Raw genomic sequence first — 23,254 nt, 5'->3', positions numbered from 1 at the left:
TCCTCTCGTTAATCTTTACCCGAAGCATTAAACTGCTGCTGAGCCAGAACAAATCTCACTAATTTCTTGTGTGATTGCTGCTTGGCGAGCCTTGTTATAAACAAGCTGTAGCTCGTCCATAAGGTCACCTGCGTTATCAGTTGCAGCTTTCATTGCAACCATACGAGCAGCCTGTTCAGAGGCAGCATTTTCTACCACACCTTGGTATGCTTGAGACTCAATAAAGCGTACTAACAAAGACTCTAAAATAGCCTCTGGATTTGGCTCGTATAAGTAATCCCATGTGTGAGCAGATACTTCTTCTTCAGCTTTTGGCAAAGGGAGTAACTGATCTATAATTGGCTCTTGCCTCATGGTATTAACGAATTTGTTATATACCAAGAATAAACGGTCTATTTTGCCTTCAGAAAATGCATCAAGCATAACTTTTACAGGACCAATAACGTCTTGTACTGAAGGTTTATCTCCTAGGCCCGCTTTTTTAGCGAGTAGTTGACCACCAAAACGTTGAAAGAAGCCAGCTGCTTTACTACCTAAAGTAGCAAATTCAGCATCAACACCTTTTTCTTTCCACGCTTTAACATCAAGTGCAACTTTCTTAAACTCGTTTGAGTTTAGACCGCCACACAGACCACGGTCTGTAGAGATAACAATATAACCAACTCGTTTCACTTCACGATCTTTTAAGAACGGGTGAGTAAAATCAAGATTTGCTTGAGCAACACGACCAATTACTTCACGTAATTTGTCAGCGTATGGACGGCTTGAAGCAACGCGTTCTTGCGCCCTTTTCATTTTAGACGCAGCAACCATTTCCATTGCGCTAGTGATCTTTTGAGTATTTTTAATACTCCCGATCTTGCTTTTAATCTCTTTTCCGCTGGCCATGACTCTCTCTCCGAATCAAGGTGTGCTTTAGTTTCCTAAAGCGCACCATTAATAACTAAATTACCAAGTTTGCGTAGACTTGAACTTCGTTAGAAGTTCTTTAAGCTGCGCTTCGATCTCGGCATTCAAGTTACCAGTTTCATTGATTTGAGCCACAAGCTCTGCGTATGTGCTATTTGCATACGAAAGTAAAGCTGCTTCAAAGTCACCGATTTTCGCGATTTCGATGTCTTGAAGGAAGCCTTTTTCAGCAGCAAATAACGACAAAGACATATCAGCAACAGACATTGGCGCGTACTGTTTCTGCTTCATTAGCTCTGTTACACGCTCACCATGCTCAAGTTGAGCACGAGTTGCATCATCAAGGTCAGACGCGAACTGCGAAAACGCAGCTAATTCACGGTACTGAGCTAGGGCTAGACGAATACCGCCACCTAGTTTCTTAACGATTTTAGTTTGTGCAGCACCACCAACACGCGATACCGAGATACCAGCATTTACTGCCGGACGGATACCTGAGTTGAATAAGTCAGTTTCTAAGAAGATCTGACCATCGGTGATAGAGATAACGTTAGTCGGTACGAACGCAGAAACGTCGCCGCCTTGAGTTTCAATGATTGGCAATGCCGTCAATGAACCAGTTTTACCTTTCACTTCACCATTAGTGAACTTTTCAACGTAATCTGCGTTTACACGCGATGCACGTTCTAAAAGACGAGAGTGAAGGTAGAATACGTCACCTGGGTATGCTTCACGGCCTGGTGGACGCTTAAGTAGTAATGAAATTTGACGGTAAGCAACTGCTTGCTTAGACAAATCATCATATACGATTAATGCGTTTTCACCACGGTCACGGAAGTATTCACCCATAGTACAGCCCGCGAACGGTGCTAAGTACTGAAGTGCCGCAGATTCAGAAGCAGATGCAACAACTACGATAGTATTTGCTAGTGCACCATGCTCTTCTAATTTACGAACTACGTTTGCAATAGTAGATGCTTTTTGACCAATCGCAACGTACACACACTTAACGCCTGTGTCTTTTTGATTGATGATTGCATCGATTGCTAGTGCAGTTTTACCTGTTTGGCGATCCCCAATGATAAGTTCACGTTGACCACGACCAACTGGAATCATCGCATCAATAGATTTATAACCAGTTTGAACTGGCTCATCTACAGATTTACGCTCGATTACACCTGGTGCAATTTTTTCTACAGGTTCAAACCCGTCGTTATCTAGAGCGCCTTTACCATCGATTGGAGCACCTAGTGTGTTTACAACACGACCAAGTAAACCAGGACCAACAGGAACTTCTAAAATACGACCAGTTGTATATACTTTTACGCCTTCAGTAAGGTCAGCGTACGGACCCATTACTACTGCACCAATTGAGTCGCGCTCAAGGTTTAGTGCGATAGCATAACGGCTGCCAGGAAGCTCAATCATTTCACCTTGCATACAGTCAGCAAGACCGTGGATGCGGATGATACCGTCAGTAACAGATACAATAGTACCTTCGTTACGAGCTTCACTTACAACTTCGAACTTCTCAATACGTTGTTTGATCAGATCTGAAATTTCAGTGGAATTAAGTTGCATGCTCTTTTTCCCAATTACGATTGTAGTGTTGTAGCTAAGCGGTTTAATTTACCGCGAATAGTACCGTCGATTACAGTGTCGCCAGACCTAATAATAAGTCCACCAACCACTGACGCGTCTTCACTACAATTCAGCTTAACTTTGCGTGCGAAACGTTTTTCAAGTGCCGCTACCAATGACTCTTGTTGCGCAGCAACAAGAGGAGTTGCAGAAATCACATCTACTTCGATTTCTTTATCGTATTCTGCTTTAAATTCAGCAAATAACTGTGCAACTTCAGGTAGAGCTGTCAAACGTCCATTTTCAGCCATCACCTTAACTAGGTTCTGACCTTGTTCGTTGAGCTGCTCAGCACAAAGTTGAATAAATAATTCAGCTTGTGCAGTAGCTGTAGGCATACTCGCTAAAACAGACGAGGCTTGCTCATTGCTGGCTACATGGCCTGCAAAGAACAACATATCATTCCAGCTTTCTAGAGTGCCTTTCTCAACGGCAAGTTCAAAAGCCGCTTTAGCGTATGGGCGAGCGATAGTAGTCAAATTAGACATGCTCATACCCTCCTAATTACAGCTCAGCGACAAGTTTTTCAACGATGTCACTATGTGCGGCTTGATTAATTTCACGCTCTAAAATACGTTCTGCGCCAATCACTGCCAGAGTTGCTACTTGCTTACGTAGTTCTTCTGTTATGCGATTACGTTCAGACTCAACTTCAGAGTGCCCTTGAGCAATGATACTTTCACGCTCTTGCTGACCACGAAGTGTTTCTTCGTCAACAATTAGCACTGCACGCTTTTTAGCTTGATCAATGATATCAGCCGCTTGAGCTTTTGCATCTTTAAGCTGTTCAGCAGCTTTCTTTTGCGCAAGTTCTAAGTCTTTTTCGGCTCTATCAGAGGCAGCTAAACCATCTTCGATTTTTTTCTGGCGAGCTTCAATTGCACCGTTTAGTGGTGGCCATACGTATTTCATACAAAATAATACGAACACCGTAAACGCAATCAATTCACCGATAAGAGTGGCGTTTAAATTCACAACCGCTCCTCCTTAAATAGTAAGCTGTTCAAAGAATAAAATTAAAGTACGAACAACAATACCATAGCGATACCAACACCAATCATTGCTACAGCATCGATTAGACCAGCAAGGATAAACATTTTAACTTGTAGCGAAGGTGCAAGCTCAGGTTGACGCGCACATGCTTCAAGGAATTTACCGCCCATGTTACCAAAACCGATTGCTGTGCCGATTGCACCAAAACCGATTAGTAAAGCTACTGCGATGTATTTTAAGCCTGTTAATAATTCTAAAGCTTCCATTTATTTCTCCAAAGTTTCAATTGTAAAGTTAAAAGTAAAAGTAAAATTGTAAATCTAAAAATTAGTGATTATCTGAACTTGCCATGCTTAGGTATACAATCGTAAGCATCATGAATAAGAATGCTTGTAATGTAATAACTAGAATATGGAATACAGCCCAAACAAAGTGCAACGGTAGTTGCATAAAACCGATAGCGCCGATCAAGATGAAAATCAACTCACCAGCATATAAGTTACCAAACAAACGTAGTGCTAATGAAAACGGTTTAGAAACGAGTGCAATCAGTTCAAGTAATAAGTTAAATGGTATCAAAATAATTTGAACAAACATGTTATTTGAGCTGAACGGATGAAGCGTTAACTCTTTAATAAACCCGCCAATACCTTTTATTTTGATTGAAAAGCCAACCATTAGTATAAATACACCCAGCGCTAGCGCTGAAGTCATATTAATGTCAGTCGTTGGTACAATTTTCATGTACACATCGTGTGAATCCATACCAAATGCAGTCTCACCAACGAAACCTGCAAGTGCTGGAATGAAATCAACTGGTATTAAATCCATTAAGTTCATTAAGAACACCCAAACGAAAATCGTTAAGGCTAATGGTGCAATAAGCTTGCTTTTACCATGGAAAGTATCGCGTACGTTGTCGCCAACAAATTCTACGATTATTTCAATAAAACACTGAAACTTACCAGGTACACCTAGTGTTGATTTTTTAGCGGCACTACGGAAGATCCATAAAAATAATAGACCTAATCCGATAGACCATGCGAGGGTATCTATATGCCATGTCCAGAAACCACTATCCGTACATGCTTTGTTGAAGGCGAGACCTGTATCGGTCGAACACATCTTAGCATTGGTCAAATGGTGCTGGATATGGCCAGATAGAGTAACTTCTTCTGCTGCCATGTTATATCCCAAAAGTTAATGTTTAAAAAAAACGGGGGCGAACAATCCAGTAAATAGCGCCAGTATATAAGTACTAAAAAAAGGTAATAAAATTACCGGAAAATGCTTCAGTACTAGCGCAAACAATACAATTGTTAGCATAAACTTTAATCCGTTGCCGCGTTTCAACGAGGCATACGCTTGATTTGCTCGGCTTGCACCCATATATCTGAATGCATAAAGCGCAAATACAAAGTGCGGAAGTACTGCTACAGCTCCACCAACAAGTGATGAAAGCCCTGCATTGACTCCCGAACTAAAAAAAATAATTACAGCAGCAACTAATGCTACAACACCCTGAAGGCAAATTAACTTTAATACGGCAAGTCGATATGGACTTGCTAACTTGTCAGTCACGTTTAGTTAACCTTTATTGCGTTCTAATTGTTAGGGTGTGAAAACTGGCGAAATTATACTTAATCCTGCCAGTTTTGCAACTTGAGTAGACGCTTTGTAACACGAAATAGCTACAAATGTCCCTTTTCAGACATGTAATAAATTAATGGTGGGTATTGTCGTGATTGATATGATTTAAAATGCCGTCAAGTTCATCTAAATTAGTATAAGAAATAACAAGCTTACCTTTGCCTTTTTTATTGTAGTTAATCTCAACTTTGGCACCTAGGTTTTCAGCGAGTTGTTGCTCTAACTGCTTAACATCAGGATCTTTTTCGGTTACTTCTTTAGCAGGTACAGGCTCTAAGATAGAACGTACGAGCTTTTCAGTTTCTCGAACGGTTAGTGCTTTAGCAACCGCTAAACGAGCAGCATCTGACTGCGCTTCACCTTCAAGAGCTAACAGACAACGAGCATGGCCCATTTCGATATCGCCATGTTCTAACAGAATTTTTACATCGTTATTTAAATTATTTAAACGCAGTAAATTAGTTACTGTTGTACGTGATTTACCAACGGCATCGGCTACTTGCTGATGTGTTAGTTCAAATTCTATAAGTAAACGATTAAGTGCAACCGCTTCTTCCATAGCATTTAAATCTTCACGCTGAATATTTTCTATCAGTGCAATCGCAACGGCAGCTTCATCAGGTACATCTTTAATAATACAAGGCACTGTTTCAAGCTTAGCTATTTGCGCAGCGCGCCAACGACGCTCACCAGCAATAATTTCGAAGCTATTGTGTGCAATAGGGCGCACAACAATGGGTTGAATAATACCTTGTGAGCGAATAGAACTAGCAAGCTCTTCTAACGCCTCTTCAGACATGTCTTTACGAGGTTGGTATTTACCCGAGTGTAAAAACTCTATTGGGAGTTTTTGTAATTCACTATTATTAGCCGCAGCATTTTGCACAGCCTCAGAAACGTTTGATGTGTCTTGTTCCTTGCTTGGGCTTGGTGCAGGCTTTGACGAACTTAAAAGTGCATCGAGTCCTCGGCCTAAACCTCGTTTTTTAGCAGACATGTTATTTTTTTACCTCAAAGTTAGGCGACAACGGACGCTGTTTTTTCTTTTCTGCGTAACATTTCACCAGCGAGTGCTAAATATGCTTTAGCACCACTTGATGCCCGGTCATAGTACATAGCAGGAGTACCAAAACTAGGTGCCTCCGCTAAACGAACATTACGCGGGATCACCGTACGGTATACCTTATCGCCAAAATGTTGTTTTAATTGTTCTGATACATCATTTGCCAAACGGTTACGCGGGTCGTACATAGTACGAAGTATACCTTCAATTTGTAAGCTAGGATTCACTAACTTAGCAAGCTGCGTAATCGTATCCATTAATGCGGTTAACCCTTCAAGTGCATAATACTCACACTGCATTGGCACTAAAATAGAATCAGCTGCGGCCATTGCGTTAACAGTTAACATATTTAGAGAGGGCGGACAGTCGATAAAAATAAATTCGTACTGGTCCTGAATTTTTTCAAGTGCGTTACGTAAACGCACTTCACGGGCAAATAATTCCATCAATTTAACTTCTGCAGCGGTAACATCACCGTTTGCAGCAATCATATGGTATTCACCAGACGTTTCTTTGATGATAACGTCTTCTATAGGTTTATCTTCAATAAGTAAGTCGTAAATAGTTGGCACGTCGCCATACTTATCTACGCCACTCCCCATAGTCGCATTACCTTGCGGATCGAGATCAATTAACAGCACTTTACGTTTCGTTGCAGCCATAGACGCAGCGAGGTTAACAGCGGTTGTAGTTTTACCCACTCCACCTTTTTGATTTGCTAATGCGATGACTTTTGCCACGGTGTCTCTGATCCCTAGTCTTTAGAAAGAATAATTAAATGTCGTTGTGCATCTAAATTAGGTACTTCTAATGCAATTTTTTGCTCAAACTTAACGCCTGCAGGTAGTGACTCTAGCTCTTCGCTAGGGAACACGCCTTTAAGTGCTATAAATTTACCCGAATGATCGATTAAGTGCGAACACCAGTCAACCATATCTTGTAATGAAGCAAAAGCACGACTTAGTACGCCGTCTAATTTAACACTTGGTTGATATTCTTCAACTCTTGACTGAACCGGGGTTACATTATCAAGACCAAGCTCATGTTTAACATGCATTAAAAATCGTACACGTTTACCTAAGCTATCTAATAACACAAAATGTGTATTAGGTAATGCAATTGCTAATACGATACCCGGTAATCCAGGACCCGTTCCAACATCAATATAATGATGACCGGGTAAGTGAGGCGCAACAACTAAGCTATCCATAATATGCTTAATCATCATTTCTTCAGGTAAGCGTACTGAGGTTAAGTTATAAGCCTTATTCCACTTATTCAATAACTCGACGTAACGAACTAGCTGTTGCTGTTGTTTTTCTGTTAGCGCAATATCAGTTTGCGCTAACAATGTAGTTAATTGTTGCTGTAACACTATGTACCCTTACCGTTACGCGGATTTGCGTAATAAGCCTTGCTTCTTCAGATACACTAATAATAGCGAAATCGCCGCTGGGGTGATACCAGAAATACGCGATGCTTGACCAATAGTGTCAGGACGCGACTCAATAAGCTTGGCAACTACCTCATTTGACAAACCAGATACGGTTTTATAATCAAACTCTTTTGGTAAAATTGTTTGCTCATGACGAAGCTGTTTGTTGATCTCATCTTGTTGACGCGCAATATAACCTGCGTACTTAGTATGGATCTCAACTTGTTCAAGTGCCGCTTTGTTTGTAAATTCAGATCCTAATCCTTCTATAGCCATAAGATCGTTATAACGAATCTCTGGGCGACGAAGTAATTCTTCTAAACTTGCTTCACGTGTAAGCGGTGTTTTCAGTAATGCATTTACTTGTTCTACAACGGCGTGATCTTTATGAATCCACGTATCTTTAATGCGTTGCTTCTCTTTTTCGATTACTTCCATTTTTTCGTTAAATGCCTGCCAGCGTTCGTCATTAACTAAACCTAGTTCACGGCCTTTTTCAGTTAAACGAATATCAGCATTATCTTCACGAAGTAATAAACGGTATTCGGCACGACTGGTAAACATGCGGTATGGTTCTTTTGTACCCAGTGTTGCTAAGTCGTCGATTAATACACCAACGTAAGCTTCATCACGACGTGGTGTCCAAGAATCTTTGCCTTGTACTTTTAGTGCAGCATTCATACCTGCAATTAAGCCTTGTGCACCCGCTTCTTCATAACCAGTTGTACCGTTAATTTGACCCGCAAAAAATAAACCTTCAATAAATTTAGTTTCTAAAGATTGTTTTAAATCACGTGGATCAAAGTAATCATATTCAATTGCGTAACCAGGTCGACAAATATGTGCATTTTCAAAACCTGTAATCGATTGCACAATTTCAAGTTGTACATCAAACGGTAAACTAGTCGAAATACCATTTGGGTATAATTCGTATGATGTTAAACCTTCAGGCTCAACAAATATTTGATGTTTATCTTTATCTGCAAAACGAACAATTTTATCTTCAATTGAAGGGCAGTATCGTGGACCAATACCTTCAATAACACCTGAGTACATAGGTGAGCGATGTAAGTTTTTACGAATAACATCATGTGTTTTTTCGTTTGTGTAAGTTATGTAACACGGTATCTGTTGTGGGTGATCTGATTGTTTACCCATAAACGAAAACACAGGAGTTGGTGTATCACCTGGCTGTGCTTCCATTTTTGTAAAATCAACAGTACGTGCATCAATACGTGGAGGTGTACCTGTTTTTAAACGATCAACTCTAAATGGATGTTCACGTAAGCGATCAGCTAAAGCGATTGAAGGAGGATCGCCTGCACGACCGCCTTTATAATTTTCTAAACCAATATGAATTAAGCCGCCTAAAAAAGTACCCACGGTTAAAACAACACTTGGTGCACTAAAACGTAAACCCATTTGAGTTACTACGCCAGTAACACGATCGTTTTCAACAATAAGATCATCACATGATTGTTGAAAAATCTTAAGGTTATCTTGGTTTTGTAATGTTGTTTGAATAGCCGCTTTGTACAAAGCGCGATCTGCTTGTGCTCGAGTAGCACGAACAGCAGGTCCTTTTGAAGAATTTAGTGTACGAAATTGGATCCCGCCTTTATCAATGGCTTGTGCCATTGCACCACCAAGAGCGTCGATCTCTTTTACCAAATGACCTTTGCCAATCCCACCAATTGCTGGGTTGCAAGACATTTGACCAAGGGTATCCATATTGTGAGTCAGTAGCAGGGTATTCATCCCCATACGGGCAGCTGCTAATGCGGCTTCAGTGCCAGCATGTCCACCACCTACTACGATAACGTCAAAATTTTCGTGAAAAATCATTAATGGGATCCTACTTAAATCAAACCGGTAAACTTCAAAAGGGAGCGTATTCTACCTAGAAATTGGCAGAAGATAAATGATTAAACAAAGGGCAAGATCTAAGTATGTGATCTCTAATAATATAAAGGATCTTTTAAAGAGATCTTTTATTACTATTACTACTACTGATCGACTTTTCTGTTGATAAGGTTTAGATCTTCATTTAAAACATGAAATTAGATCAGATCTAAAGGTGTTAATATGATCGGATCATCCAGCAAATAAGCTCTGATCAAAAAGGCGCTTTATGCACAGGGTTGAATCAGTTGGATCTTATCCAATGGATAAGCATGCTTTAAAACGCAGTTTATTCAATCTTTATCCACAAAACCTATTAAATTATTAGTAAATTGTGGGTAACTTTATATATAACTTTTTACTTGATCTATCTATTTTATGCCTGTTTGAGCTATCCAAGAGTCTAACCATGTTAATGCAGTGTCTTCTGGTAGTGCTTCATCGAGAATATTAAGCTCTAAACGTTCTGCTACTTTTATAGCGCCTTTTTGAGTTAATAAGGCATCTATATTACGTCCTGCTAGGTTATAAGTGTCATAACTAGTGTCGCCTAAAGCGATTACTGAATATTTTAATTCAGATAAATCATCTGCTTGAGTTACATCTTCAACAAAACTAATAAGATTTTCAGGGTAATCACCTGCACCATAAGTTGATGTGCAGATTAACCAAATGGTATTTTGCTGATCAATATCGCTAAATTCAGGTTGATCATGTAGTTGCGTAGTAATACCAAGGTTATTAAGCGCGTCGCTTAATTGCTCTGCAACATACTCGGCTGATCCCATTTGGCTGCCGACAATAAGATTTACTGAACTCATGAATATTAGTGATCACATTGGTTTTAATTGCCGCCTATGATAACTGAGTGAGGATAACAGTAAAGTTAAGAGTGCTTTTTTGTATAACTATTTTTGCGGTAATTTTACACTCATTCAAAATTGTGTCTTTAAGTTGTTGATAATATAGTGTTTAACAAATTATCTTTAAATGTAATCTTCTGATCAAGTTGTTGATAACAGTGGGGAAAGCTCTGCTTAAACTGTTTTTTTAGGTTGTTTTATATTCGCTAAGTTATTGATATTACTTGTCAGTAAAAAATTAAATTGTAAATATCTCAATTAAAAATACATGTTGATCATAATGTGGATATAAAGCCTGTTGATAACCTTAAATTTAGATCGAAAATAATTTTTAAAAATGATCTAATAAAGCAGATCTAATGAAATTAATTAAAAATAAGTTCATAAATAGATAAATTACAATTGATCATGAGGTTTTTGCGACTGATTTACCTAGCTTTGGTATTTATTTGAGCTGAAAATTAGGTATTGTGGATAAGTGATCTCGGTATTTTTAATTTTATGCGAATTTAGAGCTGCTATTTTTATTAATTTTGCTGGTGGAGTAAGCAGATAAAAAGTTTTGAATACTTAGCAGTTGAGTTATTTTATTTAAAAATCACAGTGATCATCAAATTATATGTTGTCAAAAGTAAGCTTTTTAGAGTACTAATCAGTGTTTTTTAGCTCTTTAATTGAGCGAATAGCATCATCTTTTGCGTGTATGAGGTGTGTTTTAGTGCATTTTTGTGAGCTAAAGTAAGTATAAGGAAGCCATTTATAACTACTTTTTGTATGACATATAACGCTATTAAAGCGTGCGGTTGTTTGAAAAGGCATTGGTTTTAGTCTTAATAATAGGTGTAATTTGTGCTATTAATTCCCCCAATAAGCACTCTCAGTATTGCCTACTCTATATAATCGGACCTCTCTTAGCACGTAACAAAGGTAGTTTTGGATATGATTTTATTGGCAGTAATTTGCAGGCATCAGGTGTATAAATACATATTTTACAGCAGAATATTTTACATAAAAAAAGAGCATCTAAGTGCTCTTATAATAAAAATATATCTGTAATAAGGTGTTTATTTACCAATACAAAACGAGCTAAATATTTTGCCAAGTAAGTCGTCTGAGGTAAATTCACCGGTTATTTCATTCAAATACTGCTGTGTTAAACGCAGTTCTTCAGCGAGTATTTCACCAGCAATGTGCATTTCTAACTGTGTTTTACCCGTTTCTAAATGATACGCAGCACTTTCTAGTGCATCCAAATGACGACGGCGCGCCATAAAGCCACCTTCTGTTGCACCTTGAAAGCCTATACAGGCTTTTAAATGCTCGCGTACAAGTTCAATGCCGTCAGCGTTTTTAGCACTTAAGCTGATAACCGGGTATTGTTGTTCTTGCTCCATGCCGACTATGTCGCCCGATAAATCAGCTTTATTTCTGATGACCGTAACCCCCATACCTTCTGGTAATTTTGCCATAAATTCAGGCCAAATTTTGTGCGGGTCAGTATCTATAGTATCAGTGCCATCAAGCATAAATAAAACGCGGTCGGCTTGGTTTATTTCATCCCATGCACGCTCAATACCTATTTGTTCTACGCGGTCAGGGCTTTCACGAAGGCCTGCGGTATCTATAATATGCAGTGGCATACCATCTATATGTATATGCTCTCGTAGTACGTCGCGAGTGGTACCGGCTATTTCTGTTACGATTGCGGCTTCACGACCGGCTAGAGCGTTAAGCAGGCTTGATTTACCCGCATTAGGGCGACCTGCAATAACAACACGCATACCTTCGCGCATGATACTGCCTTGCTTGGCTTGGTTGGTTACAGTGTTAAGCTGAGTAATAATCGCGTCTAAGTCGCCTGACACTTTACCATCTGATAAAAAATCAATTTCTTCATCAGGAAAATCTATTGCCGCTTCTACATACATACGTAAGTGAATTACTTTTTCTACGAGTGTTTCTATGTGCTTAGAAAATTCACCTTGGAGAGACTGTAGGGCGCTTTTAGCGGCTTGCTCGCTAGTGGCATTAATTAAGTCGGCGATAGCTTCTGCTTGTGTTAAATCAAGCTTGTCATTCATAAATGCGCGCTCTGAGAACTCACCGGGCTTTGCTAAACGAACGCCCTCTATTTTACTAATTTCTTTAAGTAACATATCCAGTACTACAGGACCGCCGTGGCCTTGTAATTCAAGTACGTCTTCACCAGTAAATGAGTTAGGACCTGCAAAGTAAATGGCAATACCTTGATCAAGTTGCTCGCCAGCAAGGCTTTTAAATGGTACATAATCGGCGTAGCGAACTTTAGGTATTTTACCTACTACTTTTTCGGCGACACTTTTAGCAAGGCTACCTGAAACGCGAATAATACCAACACCACCACGTCCAGGTGCTGTTGCTTGTGCTGCAATTGTATCTTGATTGATCATGCTATTAATTTGCCAACGATGAGTAACTTTATGCCCGTATTGTAACCTATCGATTTATTTGTAGCGAATAGCTGTGGTGAAAAACAGGCAATAAAAAAGGCGACCGAAGTCGCCTTTATATAAGTAGGAGCTTAGTTAGCCTCTTACTTTAATTCCTTTCTTTTCCATGCCACGGTAGATGATTAACATCTGGACAATAGAAATAAGGTTAGACACTAACCAGTAAAGAACTAAACCAGATGGGAACCATAAGAAGAATACAGAGAAGATAACCGGCATAAAGGTCATCATTTTTTGCTGCATTGGATCAGTAACCGTCATAGGTTGTAGCTTTTGCGTCACAAACATACTCGCACCAAATAATATTGGTAGTACGTAGTACGGGTCTTGTGCAGAAAGGTCAGTTAACCAAAAAATGAATTCAGCATGGCGAAGTTCAGTAGACTCTAAGAATACGTAGAACAAGGCTAAGAAAATTGGCATTTGTAGCAAAATAGGGAAACAGCCACCCATTGGGTTAACTTTTTCTTTTTTGTACATTTCCATTGTTGCTTGGCCGAACTTTTGACGGTCATCACCAAACTTTTCTTTAAGGGCTGCCATTTTAGGCTGTAGGGCACGCATTTTTGCCATTGAAGTGTATTGCGCTTTAGTAAGTGGGTACATTAACGATTTTACGATAATAGTGATGGCAATAATTGCTACACCCCAGTTACCTAAAATGCTGTGTAGCCATTTTAGCAATACAAATAAAGGTTGCGAAATAAACCATAACCAACCGTAATCTACAGTTAGGTCTAGGTCTGGGTGAATAGCTTCAAGAATATCTGACTCTTTCGGGCCCATATAATAAGTAGCAGTTAGTATTTGCTCACTACCAGCTTGAATATTTACAGCAGGGTCTTTAGCACCAATAATAGCGGCATTACTTTTTGTAATTAAGCTATAAATTGTATTTGATTGATCTTGCATTGGAACCCAAGCACTTACAAAGTAATGCTGAATAAAGGCAACATAACCACCTTGTGTACTTTTATTTAGGTTTTTGTCAGCCATATCAGAAAAACTATACTTTTCGTAAGGTTCTTCATCAGTACCGTATGCAGCACCTAAATAGTTTTGGTCAACCATGCTGCCTTTTTCTTGTACGGTACGCTTAATTTGCGTGTATAGCTGTACTTGAAGTGGTGTGCTTGTTGTATTGTTAACTTTGTATTCTAAACCAACATCATATTGACCTTTTTTGAATACGTACGTCTTAGTAAAGTTAACACCATTACTATCAGTAAACTGAAGTGGAACGCGAAGCTCATCACCCGTTAAGGTATATGTTTTTTGTTCGGTACTATAAGTAGGGCGACCATTAGCTGATGCATCAGGGCCATTTAAGCCAATTAAGCCACTTTGTGAAAAGTATTGTCTACCTTCAATAAGCTCACCAAGAAGCATATAAGGTGTGTCGCTACCTTTGGTATCTTCATACTGAAGAAGATCTGCTTCAACAATATCACCGCCTTTGGTGTCAATTTTAACTTTAAAAACGTCAGTAGTGATATTAATTACAGAACGTTTAGCTAAAGTTGCTGAAGCGGGTAAACCTGAATCTGACGATGAAGGAATATAATCATCTGACTCTGGTGAATTTGCTTGTAGTGTTTGTGTTGTGGCACTTGGATCGACTTTAGGCTTGTTGTAATCATTATCCCATTCTTGGAACAATAAAAACGACACTAGCATTAGGCCAATTAATAAAAACGTGCGTTGCGATTCCATAACAGCTCTTATTTCTCGTGTTGGTGGTTAATATGGGTTAATTTTTCAGGGACGGGGTCTTCTCCACCTGAATGTAAAGGATGGCATTTTAATATGCGTTTTAAAGCTAACCAACTACCTTTTACCGATCCATGCAATTTAATTGCTTGAATAGCATAACTAGAACAGGTTGGATTAAAACGACAATGCGGACCTAACAGCGGGCTAATCCACTTTTGATAACCGCGGATAAATAACACTAAACAAAAAGTTGGTAAAGCAACAAGTGGTTTAAGTAACCTCATGATGTTTATGCCCCTACTTAAGTTTAGTGAGATAGATATCATGTATTTAAAGACTCAATTAGAAAATTTAAATGCATGATTAAAAGGTGAGCTAAAGATACATTAATTAACCCTGCAATTCTATTGCAATTAGGTTTGTTTGTTAGATTTAGCTGATTTGTTTGGGCGTTTCTTAAAAGGTGGCGGTTTAGGTGCACCTGGTTTACAGCGTTCGTTAATTTTTCGCCATAATTTAGTAAGTTGTTTGGTTATTTCTTCATTAGACTGCTCATCAATACCATTTTTAACCATAAGCACAATATCAATATTATCGATGCTGTGTTGATTTAAACGAAAACTTTCGCGAGCGAGACGTTTAATACGGTTGCGTTGGCATGCCTTTTTTACACGTTTTTTAGCAACAGTAAGACCTAACCGAGGTTTATCTTGGTCATTTGGTTTAGCTAATAGAGTAAAGAAAGGAGTTGCAGCCCGAGCGGGTTCATTAAATATGCGAGAGTAATGCGAGGGAGTTAACAGACGTAACTCCCTGCCAAAGCTAAAGTCTTCCACTTATAAATTAAGCAGAAAGAACTTTGCGGCCTTTAGCGCGGCGACGTGCTAATACTTTACGGCCATTTACAGTTGCCATGCGAGCACGGAAGCCGTGTGCACGTTTGCGTTTTAAAACGCTAGGTTGAAAAGTTCTTTTCATAACAATCTCATCCGATCGGTTAAAGTTAAAACATCCTATACAGGTCGCGATCCTGGCATAGGTGCCATTGCGAGCGCGAGATATTATAGAGTAAGTAATGTAAAGTCAATCATAATTACGTTAAGGGTATATAACCCACCTACTACTATATAAGAGATCATATAAGGCGATCTGTTAGGATCATCATAAATAAGAAGTTTTCCACAGCCCCTGTATAAAAAGTGAATAAAAGCGGGGGAAAAGTAAATTAGATCGTAAATTTGGTTCGCGATCTTGGTGTTATTTTGTTATGATCTCCTCTCAGGATCTAAAATAAAAACTGTTTTAAATCAGTTTGTTAATGGTTTTATACATCGATATCAACAATTTTATAAAAATCAATCTTTTACTTGTGGATAAAGTGTCTTCATAATACGGGGTCTTGGGTCGCTTATTGGACCATTTGAACGCAATAAATGTATGATTTATAATCATTAATGATGTGCGGGAATAAAAATTATATCTCTGGGAGTTTAACTGTGTATCTGTCGGTTTGGCAAAGTTGTTTATATGTATTGCAAGATGAGCTGCCTTCGCAGCAATTCAGTATGTGGGTAAGACCGCTACAAGCAGAAAGTACCGAAGATACCTTGACGATTTATGCACCTAATCGCTTTGTGCTTGATTGGGTGAGAGAAAAGTACCTAAATAGAATTAACGAATTACTAGTAGAAATTTGTGGTGTTGAAGCCCCAAAACTACGTTTTGATGTAGGTAGTAAACCTTTATTAAATGCACAAGCTGCACCGGTTATAGAAACTCAATCGGCACCAAGTGCACACGCTTCAGCAAAACAACAGCCTCGCGAGCAAAAGCCAGTTGTTGAACCTGCACCTAAGTCAGGTTACAAATCTAACATTAAAGAAAACTATACTTTTGATAGCTTTGTTGAAGGTAAATCAAACCAATTAGCAAAAGCTGCGGCCACACAGGTTGCCGACAATCCTGGCTCTGCTTTTAACCCTGTATTTATATACGGTGGCACTGGTTTAGGTAAAACTCACTTATTACATGCGGTAGGTAATGGCATTATGGCAAATAAGCCAGATGCTAAAATTGTTTACATGCATTCAGAACGCTTTGTTCAAGACATGGTAAAGGCACTTCAAAATAATGCGATAGAAGAATTTAAGCGTTATTACCGCAGTGTTGATGCATTAATGATTGATGATATTCAATTTTTTGCTAACAAAGAGCGTTCACAAGAAGAGTTTTTTCATACCTTTAATGCATTGCTCGAAGGTAACCAACAAATTATTTTAACCTCTGACCGTTACCCTAAAGAGATTGAAGGCGTTGAAGACAGGCTTAAATCACGTTTTGGTTGGGGATTAACAATTGCGATTGAGCCACCAGAGCTTGAAACACGCGTTGCTATTTTAATGAAAAAAGCCCAGCAAAGTAAGATTAACTTACCACACGAAGTTGCTTTTTTTATTGCCAAAAAATTACGTTCAAATGTTCGTGAGCTAGAGGGTGCACTTAACCGTGTAATCGCTAATGCGAACTTTACCGGTCGTCCTATTTCAATCGATTTTGTAAAAGAAGCGCTACGCGATTTACTTGCCTTGCAAGATAAACTGGTTACCATAGACAATATTCAGCGCACTGTTGCTGAGTACTATCGAATTCGTATATCAGACCTGTTATCTAAGCGCCGCAGCCGCTCTATAGCGAGGCCGCGCCAAGTAGCTATGGCGTTATCTAAAGAATTAACTAATCACAGCTTACCTGAGATTGGTGACGCATTTGGTGGACGCGATCATACGACCGTATTACATGCATGTCGTAAGATAAAATCACTACGTGACGAAAGCCACGAAATTAAAGAAGATTACCAAAATTTAATAAGAACATTGTCATCTTAGGGCTGACTTTATTATGCAAATAACAATATCAAGACAACAATTTTTAAAGCCATTGGTGCAAGTTTCGGGCGCAATAGAGCGCAAACACACGTTGCCAATTTTATCTAACGTTTTGTTAGTGGTAGAAAACGGACAACTTTCAATGACGGGTACTGACCTTGAAATTGAATTAGTTTCTGGCGTATTTGTAGGTGATGATATTGCCGATACAAAACTAACGTTACCCGCTAAAAAGTTACTCGATATTTGTAAAAGTCTACCAGATGGTTCAGACATTACTTTAAGCTTGCAAGAGCATCAATTACTTTTAACCAGTGGTAAAAGCCGTTTTTCATTAACGACTTTATCGGCTGATGATTTTCCTAATTTAGAAGAGTGGGACGGAGAGGTTGAATTTCAACTAACTCGTTTAGAGCTTCGTAAGTTACTCGAAAGCACGCATTTTTCGATGGCAAATCAAGACGTACGTTATTACTTAAATGGTATGTCGTTTGAAGTAGATAATACCGATATAAAAACAGTAGCAACAGATGGTCACCGTTTAGCTATAGCGCAAAAGCAATTAACGCAATCGCTTAATACTCAGCGTCAATTAATTATACCTCGCAAAGGTGTGCAAGAAATTATGCGCCTTATGGTAGCTGACGATGAATTGGTAACAATTCAGTTTGGTGCTAACCATATCCGTATTATTGATATTGAGTTTACATTTACAAGTAAACTGGTTGATGGGCGTTTTCCAGATTACCGTCGTGTATTACCCCGTGGTGGCGACAAAGTAATTACAGCTAACCGAGAATGGTTACGTAATGCGTTCCAACGAGTGTCTATTTTATCTAATGAAAAGTTTCGTGGCGTACGCTTAAACTTGTCAAATGGTTTATTAAAAATTACGGCCAACAACCCAGAGCAAGAACAAGCTGAAGAAGTTGTTGAAGTAAGTTACGAAGGTGCTGACCTAGAAATAGGGTTTAACGTGTCTTACGTATTAGACGTACTAAACACATTAAAAACAGAAGACGTACTATTTACATTAGCCGACTCAAACAGCAGTGCATTAATTGAAGGTGCAGGCGATGAAGAAGCAATGTACGTTGTTATGCCTATGCGTTTATAAGACTATAAATACATAATGAGCTTAAGTCATTTGAGCCTCAAATATTTTCGTAATATTGAGGCGCTGACGCTAGAACCAGTTAACGGCGTTAATATAATATATGGTGAAAACGGCAGCGGAAAAACCAGCCTTTTAGAGGCTATCTATTACCTTTCTCACGGCAAATCTTTTCGTACTCCAAAACACAAAAGTATTATCGCGCATCAGCAAGAGCAGTTTGTAATTCACGGGCGCAAAACAATACACGACTTATCTATTCCAATTGGTATTAGTAAAACCCAAACGGGTGAAACTAATTTAAAAATTAAAGGTAAGGCGAGCCGTAAAATATCCGAACTAGCTCAACTCATGCCAGTGCAAATTATTACACCAGAGAGCTATTCTTTATTTTTTGGTGGGCCTAAAGAGCGCAGAAAATTTTTAGATTTAGGTTTGTTCCACGTGGAACATGAGTTCTTTTTTTTATGGCAATCGTTCAATAAAGTACTTAAACAACGTAATGCATTGTTAAAAACTAAGCCCAAGAATTATTTTGACCAAATTAAGTTTTGGGACAAAGAATTTGTTAGACTGGCTGAAGAAATAAATAAATTAAGATTGGCGTATATAAGTAGGTTTAAGCAGCAATTTTTTGATAAAATGTGTGCAGAATTAACGCTTGTACGTGATTTAGAAATGACCTTTAACGCAGGTTGGAAAGAGACCGAATCTCTTGCAGATGCGTTAGAGCAAAACTTTGAGCGAGATGCTCGCCAAGGGTTTACAAGTAAAGGCCCTCATAAGGCTGATTTTAGTTTTAGTGTCGCTGGCAACAGTGTAGAGAATACGTTCTCACGCGGTCAATTAAAGTTACTATTGTATGCGTTAAAAGTTACGCAAAATAGCTTAATTGAGTCAGAGACAGATAAGCAATCTATATTGCTAATAGATGATCTACCTTCAGAGTTAGGCGAAGATACAAAAGAGAAAGTGGGTCAATTACTTGCTCACTGTAGTTCTCAAATTTTTATCTCTTCAATTTTGTCTGAAAGTATTTCTGCTGTGGTGGAACCCATGCAACGAGAACTACAAATGTTCCACGTGAAACATGGCAACCTAATAACAAGATAAGTGGGATTAACCATGTCTGAGAATTATGACTCGTCGAGTATTAAAGTACTTAAAGGATTAGACGCAGTAAGAAAGCGTCCTGGAATGTATATTGGGGACACCGATGATGGCACAGGCTTACACCACATGGTGTTTGAGGTCGTTGATAACTCGATCGATGAAGCCTTAGCAGGTCATTGTGATGATATTTACGTAACGATTCACTTAGACGGTTCTGTCTCAGTACGAGATAACGGTCGTGGTATCCCAACTTCTATTCATGAAGAAGAAGGCGTATCAGCAGCCGAAGTTATTATGACGGTACTTCATGCTGGTGGTAAGTTTGATGATAACTCTTATAAAGTATCAGGTGGCTTACACGGTGTTGGTGTTTCTGTTGTAAATGCACTTTCAGAAAAACTAAAACTTACAGTTCGCCGTGAAGGTAAACTTCATGAGCAGTTTTACACTATGGGTGTTCCAGATGCACCTCTAGCTGTTATTGGCGACTCTGACACGACTGGTACAGAACTACGCTTTTGGCCAAGTGGTGAAACATTCACAAACTTAGATTTTCATTACGAAATTTTAGCTAAGCGTTTACGCGAGCTTTCATTCCTAAATTCAGGTGTGAGCATCATTTTAAATGATGAACGTGAAGAAAATAAATCTGACCACTTTAAATACGAAGGCGGTATTCAAGCTTTCGTTGAATACTTAAACCGTAATAAAACACCTATACATAAAGGTGTATTCCATTTTACTCACGAGCGTGAAGAAGATGGTATTAGCGTTGAAGTATCAATGCAGTGGAATGATGCATACCAAGAAAATATTTACTGTTTTACCAATAATATTCCACAACGTGATGGTGGTACTCACTTAGCCGGTTTTAGATCAGCGCTAACACGTACACTTAATAACTATATGGAAAAAGAAGGCTTTAACAAAAAAGCTAAAACAACCAGCAATGCTACCGGTGATGATGCCCGTGAAGGCTTAACGGCTGTTGTTAGTGTTAAAGTTCCTGATCCTAAGTTCTCATCACAAACTAAAGATAAGCTAGTTTCAAGTGAAGTTAAGTCTGCAGTTGAACAAGCAATGGCTGAAAAATTCACTGAGTTTTTATTAGAAAACCCAACTGATGCCAAAATTGTTGTAGGTAAGATTATTGATGCCTCACGTGCTCGTGAAGCGGCGCGTAAAGCCCGTGAAATGACACGTCGTAAAGGTGCAATGGACTTAGCAGGCTTACCTGGTAAGCTAGCTGATTGCCAAGAAAAAGATCCAGCCCAATCTGAACTATACATAGTGGAAGGGGACTCTGCTGGCGGATCAGCCAAGCAGGGACGTAACCGTAAAAACCAAGCTATTCTTCCGCTTAAAGGTAAAATCTTAAACGTAGAAAAAGCACGTTTTGATAAAATGTTATCTTCGCAAGAAGTAGCAACACTAATTACTGCATTAGGGTGTGGTATTGGTCGTGACGAATATAATCCTGAGAAATTACGTTACCATCGCATTATAATCATGACCGATGCGGACGTGGATGGTTCTCACATTCGTACGTTACTATTAACATTCTTCTATCGCCAAATGCCTGAAATTGTAGAGCGCGGCTATATTTACATTGCTCAACCACCACTTTATAAAGTGAAAAAAGGTAAGCAAGAGCGTTATATTAAAGATGACCCTGCATTAGTTGAATACCTAACATCGCTTGCTCTTAATGGTGCAGCGTTGTATGCAAGTACAGATGCACCTGCTCTTGAAGGTGAAGCACTAGAAGAAATCGTTCACGATTATCAAAACACAGTTAAAGTAATTGAGCGTTTAAAGCGTAAATACCCTAACACGGTAATGGAGCGTTTAATTTATCAAACAGAATTGAAAACTGATGACCTTTCAGATGAAGCTAAAGTAATTGCTTGGACTAAAGTGTTGGTTGACAACCTGATTGCACGTGATGAAGATGCGACTATTTTCCATGCTGGTACAGAGCATGATGCTGAGCGTAATATGTATTACCCGGTTGTGAATATTCGTCAGCACGGTGTAGATAAAGCACACGTACTTCATTATGACTTTATTGCGTCACGTGACTACCAACGCATTGCTGTGACTGGTACTAACATCGCAAACATCCTTAGCGAAGGTGCATATATTCAACGTGGTGAGAAAACAAAACCTGTTGATAACTTTGTGGATGCTTTGGAATGGTTGATCACAGAATCGAAGCGCGGGATCTATATTCAACGCTATAAAGGACTGGGCGAAATGAACCCAAGCCAGCTTTGGGAGACCACAATGGATCCTAGTGCTCGCCGTATGTTACAAGTAACGATCGAAGATGCTGTTGGCGCGGATCAATTATTTGCGACCTTAATGGGTGACCAAGTAGAGCCTCGTCGTGAGTTTATTGAAAAGAACGCACTACGTGTAGTTAACTTAGACGTGTAAAAAATATTGCTTACATAGAAAAAGGAGCCTAATGGCTCCTTTTTTATTTTCTTCAATTACACAAACTGCTTAAAACCTGAGTGTACACACGGTATACTAAGGGTAATTTTCACGCTACTTCTTAGATAGTAAAAGCCAAATATGCAAAAATATGACGTAAAAACCTTTCAAGGTTTGATCCTGGCTTTACAGGATTATTGGGCGCAGCAAGGCTGTGTCATTATTCAACCACTTGATATGGAAGTGGGGGCAGGGACATTTCACCCGCAAACTTTTTTAAAGTCTATTGGTCCAGAGCCAATGGCGAGTGCATACGTGCAACCGTGTCGTCGTCCTACCGATGGCCGCTACGGTGAAAATCCCAATCGCTTACAACACTACTACCAGTTTCAAGTAGTTTTAAAGCCATCACCAGATAACATCCAAGAGCTTTATTTAGGCTCTTTAGCGGCTATGGGTATCGATACACTAACTCACGAAGTTCGCTTTGTAGAAGACAACTGGGAATCACCTACATTAGGTGCCTGGGGCTTAGGTTGGGAAATTTGGTTAAACGGCATGGAAGTAACGCAGTTTACCTACTTTCAGCAAGTTGGCGGTATTGAGTGTTCACCAGTAACGGGTGAGATCACTTACGGCTTAGAGCGTTTAGCAATGTACATTCAAGGCGTAGATAGTATTTACGACTTAGTATGGGCAGACGGTCCACTAGGGCGCGTAACCTACGGCGACGTGTTTCATCAAAATGAAGTAGAGCAGTCTACTTACAATTTTGAACACGCAAACGTAGAAGACTTATTTGCTCAGTTTGATAAATGTGAAGCAGAGAGCCAAAAGTTAATTGAAGCAAACTTACCACTACCGGCTTACGAGCAAGTAATGAAAGCATCGCACGCATTTAACTTACTAGACGCACGCCACGCAATTTCGGTAACCGAACGTCAACGTTATATTTTACGCGTTCGTGCGTTATCAAAAGCGTGTGCACAAAGTTACTATGATAAACGCGAAGCGCTTGGTTTCCCGCTGTGTAAGGATAAGTAAG

The 23,254-nt window shown here is 39.2% G+C and carries 22 protein-coding genes; 5 read left to right on the top strand and 17 right to left on the bottom strand.

The annotated features are described in order from the left end of the window. Positions 1 to 27: 27 nt before the first annotated feature. The 17 genes from atpG to rpmH all read right to left on the bottom strand — a co-directional run bounded on the left by atpG (position 28) and on the right by rpmH (position 15,636). The gene (gene atpG / locus I6F66_RS17085) at positions 28 to 888 is read right to left on the bottom strand and encodes a F0F1 ATP synthase subunit gamma (RefSeq protein WP_007585974.1); all 861 of its coding nucleotides are present in this window, start codon (positions 886 to 888) and stop codon (positions 28 to 30) included. 60 nt (positions 889 to 948) lie between these two features. Continuing rightward, positions 949 to 2,490: a F0F1 ATP synthase subunit alpha gene (gene atpA / locus I6F66_RS17080; protein WP_007585976.1), complete on the bottom strand. Its 1,542-nt coding sequence runs from the start codon at positions 2,488 to 2,490 to the stop codon at positions 949 to 951. Positions 2,491 to 2,504: 14 nt separating this feature from the next. Beyond that, positions 2,505 to 3,038 carry a F0F1 ATP synthase subunit delta gene (gene atpH / locus I6F66_RS17075; RefSeq protein WP_007585978.1) on the bottom strand — a complete coding sequence of 178 codons (534 nt, stop codon included), beginning with the start codon at positions 3,036 to 3,038 and terminating at the stop codon, positions 2,505 to 2,507. Between the two features lie 16 nt (positions 3,039 to 3,054). Next, positions 3,055 to 3,525 (bottom strand): F0F1 ATP synthase subunit B, encoded by a 471-nt coding sequence (atpF, locus tag I6F66_RS17070; RefSeq protein WP_004335264.1) that lies wholly within the window; start codon positions 3,523 to 3,525, stop codon positions 3,055 to 3,057. 41 nt (positions 3,526 to 3,566) lie between these two features. Further along, positions 3,567 to 3,809: a F0F1 ATP synthase subunit C gene (gene atpE, locus I6F66_RS17065; protein WP_007585980.1), complete on the bottom strand. Its 243-nt coding sequence runs from the start codon at positions 3,807 to 3,809 to the stop codon at positions 3,567 to 3,569. A 61-nt stretch (positions 3,810 to 3,870) separates the two neighbouring features. Continuing rightward, a complete protein-coding gene (gene atpB / locus I6F66_RS17060) occupies positions 3,871 to 4,728 on the bottom strand; it encodes a F0F1 ATP synthase subunit A (protein ID WP_197209502.1) in 858 nt (285 codons plus the stop codon). A gap of 15 nt (positions 4,729 to 4,743) precedes the next feature. After that, positions 4,744 to 5,124, bottom strand: coding sequence for an ATP synthase subunit I (locus I6F66_RS17055; protein ID WP_165729265.1), 381 nt, complete (start codon positions 5,122 to 5,124; stop codon positions 4,744 to 4,746). A 142-nt stretch (positions 5,125 to 5,266) separates the two neighbouring features. Beyond that, positions 5,267 to 6,190 carry a ParB/RepB/Spo0J family partition protein gene (locus tag I6F66_RS17050; RefSeq protein WP_197181269.1) on the bottom strand — a complete coding sequence of 308 codons (924 nt, stop codon included), beginning with the start codon at positions 6,188 to 6,190 and terminating at the stop codon, positions 5,267 to 5,269. 20 nt (positions 6,191 to 6,210) lie between these two features. Then, complete coding sequence (locus I6F66_RS17045; RefSeq protein ID WP_004335235.1) at positions 6,211 to 6,996, bottom strand: ParA family protein; 786 nt, start codon at positions 6,994 to 6,996, stop codon at positions 6,211 to 6,213. Positions 6,997 to 7,010: 14 nt separating this feature from the next. Then, the gene (gene rsmG, locus I6F66_RS17040; RefSeq protein ID WP_007585988.1) at positions 7,011 to 7,631 is read right to left on the bottom strand and encodes a 16S rRNA (guanine(527)-N(7))-methyltransferase RsmG; all 621 of its coding nucleotides are present in this window, start codon (positions 7,629 to 7,631) and stop codon (positions 7,011 to 7,013) included. Positions 7,632 to 7,646: 15 nt separating this feature from the next. Next, the gene (gene mnmG / locus I6F66_RS17035) at positions 7,647 to 9,536 is read right to left on the bottom strand and encodes a tRNA uridine-5-carboxymethylaminomethyl(34) synthesis enzyme MnmG (protein WP_010555145.1); all 1,890 of its coding nucleotides are present in this window, start codon (positions 9,534 to 9,536) and stop codon (positions 7,647 to 7,649) included. Positions 9,537 to 9,964: 428 nt separating this feature from the next. Then, on the bottom strand, positions 9,965 to 10,414 hold the full coding sequence (gene mioC / locus I6F66_RS17030; protein ID WP_024591277.1) for an FMN-binding protein MioC: 450 nt from the start codon (positions 10,412 to 10,414) through the stop codon (positions 9,965 to 9,967). Positions 10,415 to 11,520: 1,106 nt separating this feature from the next. Then, the gene (gene mnmE, locus I6F66_RS17025) at positions 11,521 to 12,885 is read right to left on the bottom strand and encodes a tRNA uridine-5-carboxymethylaminomethyl(34) synthesis GTPase MnmE (protein WP_007584209.1); all 1,365 of its coding nucleotides are present in this window, start codon (positions 12,883 to 12,885) and stop codon (positions 11,521 to 11,523) included. Positions 12,886 to 13,020: 135 nt separating this feature from the next. Further along, complete coding sequence (gene yidC / locus I6F66_RS17020) at positions 13,021 to 14,658, bottom strand: membrane protein insertase YidC (RefSeq protein WP_165729273.1); 1,638 nt, start codon at positions 14,656 to 14,658, stop codon at positions 13,021 to 13,023. Positions 14,659 to 14,666: 8 nt separating this feature from the next. Further along, positions 14,667 to 14,942, bottom strand: coding sequence for a membrane protein insertion efficiency factor YidD (gene yidD / locus I6F66_RS17015; RefSeq protein WP_197209501.1), 276 nt, complete (start codon positions 14,940 to 14,942; stop codon positions 14,667 to 14,669). Between the two features lie 129 nt (positions 14,943 to 15,071). Further along, complete coding sequence (rnpA, locus tag I6F66_RS17010; RefSeq protein WP_007377653.1) at positions 15,072 to 15,494, bottom strand: ribonuclease P protein component; 423 nt, start codon at positions 15,492 to 15,494, stop codon at positions 15,072 to 15,074. A 7-nt stretch (positions 15,495 to 15,501) separates the two neighbouring features. Then, entirely contained in the window at positions 15,502 to 15,636 is a 135-nt protein-coding gene (gene rpmH / locus I6F66_RS17005) for a 50S ribosomal protein L34 (RefSeq protein ID WP_004335215.1), read from the bottom strand. A gap of 518 nt (positions 15,637 to 16,154) precedes the next feature. On the opposite strand from rpmH, the gene dnaA reads away from it, so the two are divergent. The 5 genes from dnaA to glyQ all read left to right on the top strand — a co-directional run bounded on the left by dnaA (position 16,155) and on the right by glyQ (position 23,253). Next, a complete protein-coding gene (dnaA, locus tag I6F66_RS17000; RefSeq protein WP_010555148.1) occupies positions 16,155 to 17,543 on the top strand; it encodes a chromosomal replication initiator protein DnaA in 1,389 nt (462 codons plus the stop codon). 13 nt (positions 17,544 to 17,556) lie between these two features. Continuing rightward, entirely contained in the window at positions 17,557 to 18,660 is a 1,104-nt protein-coding gene (gene dnaN, locus I6F66_RS16995) for a DNA polymerase III subunit beta (RefSeq protein WP_010555149.1), read from the top strand. 15 nt (positions 18,661 to 18,675) lie between these two features. Then, positions 18,676 to 19,770: a DNA replication/repair protein RecF gene (gene recF / locus I6F66_RS16990; protein ID WP_197209500.1), complete on the top strand. Its 1,095-nt coding sequence runs from the start codon at positions 18,676 to 18,678 to the stop codon at positions 19,768 to 19,770. Between the two features lie 12 nt (positions 19,771 to 19,782). After that, positions 19,783 to 22,209 (top strand): DNA topoisomerase (ATP-hydrolyzing) subunit B, encoded by a 2,427-nt coding sequence (gene gyrB, locus I6F66_RS16985; RefSeq protein ID WP_197209499.1) that lies wholly within the window; start codon positions 19,783 to 19,785, stop codon positions 22,207 to 22,209. A 141-nt stretch (positions 22,210 to 22,350) separates the two neighbouring features. Further along, entirely contained in the window at positions 22,351 to 23,253 is a 903-nt protein-coding gene (gene glyQ, locus I6F66_RS16980) for a glycine--tRNA ligase subunit alpha (protein ID WP_007584197.1), read from the top strand. Position 23,254: the final 1 nt, after the last annotated feature.

It is taken from the genome of Pseudoalteromonas sp. NZS100_1, assembly GCF_015864285.1.
Taxonomy (GTDB): Bacteria; Pseudomonadota; Gammaproteobacteria; order Enterobacterales; family Alteromonadaceae; genus Pseudoalteromonas; species Pseudoalteromonas arctica.
The sequence above is the reverse complement of the archived record's forward strand: the minus strand, read 5'-3'. Positions and strand labels throughout refer to the sequence as shown.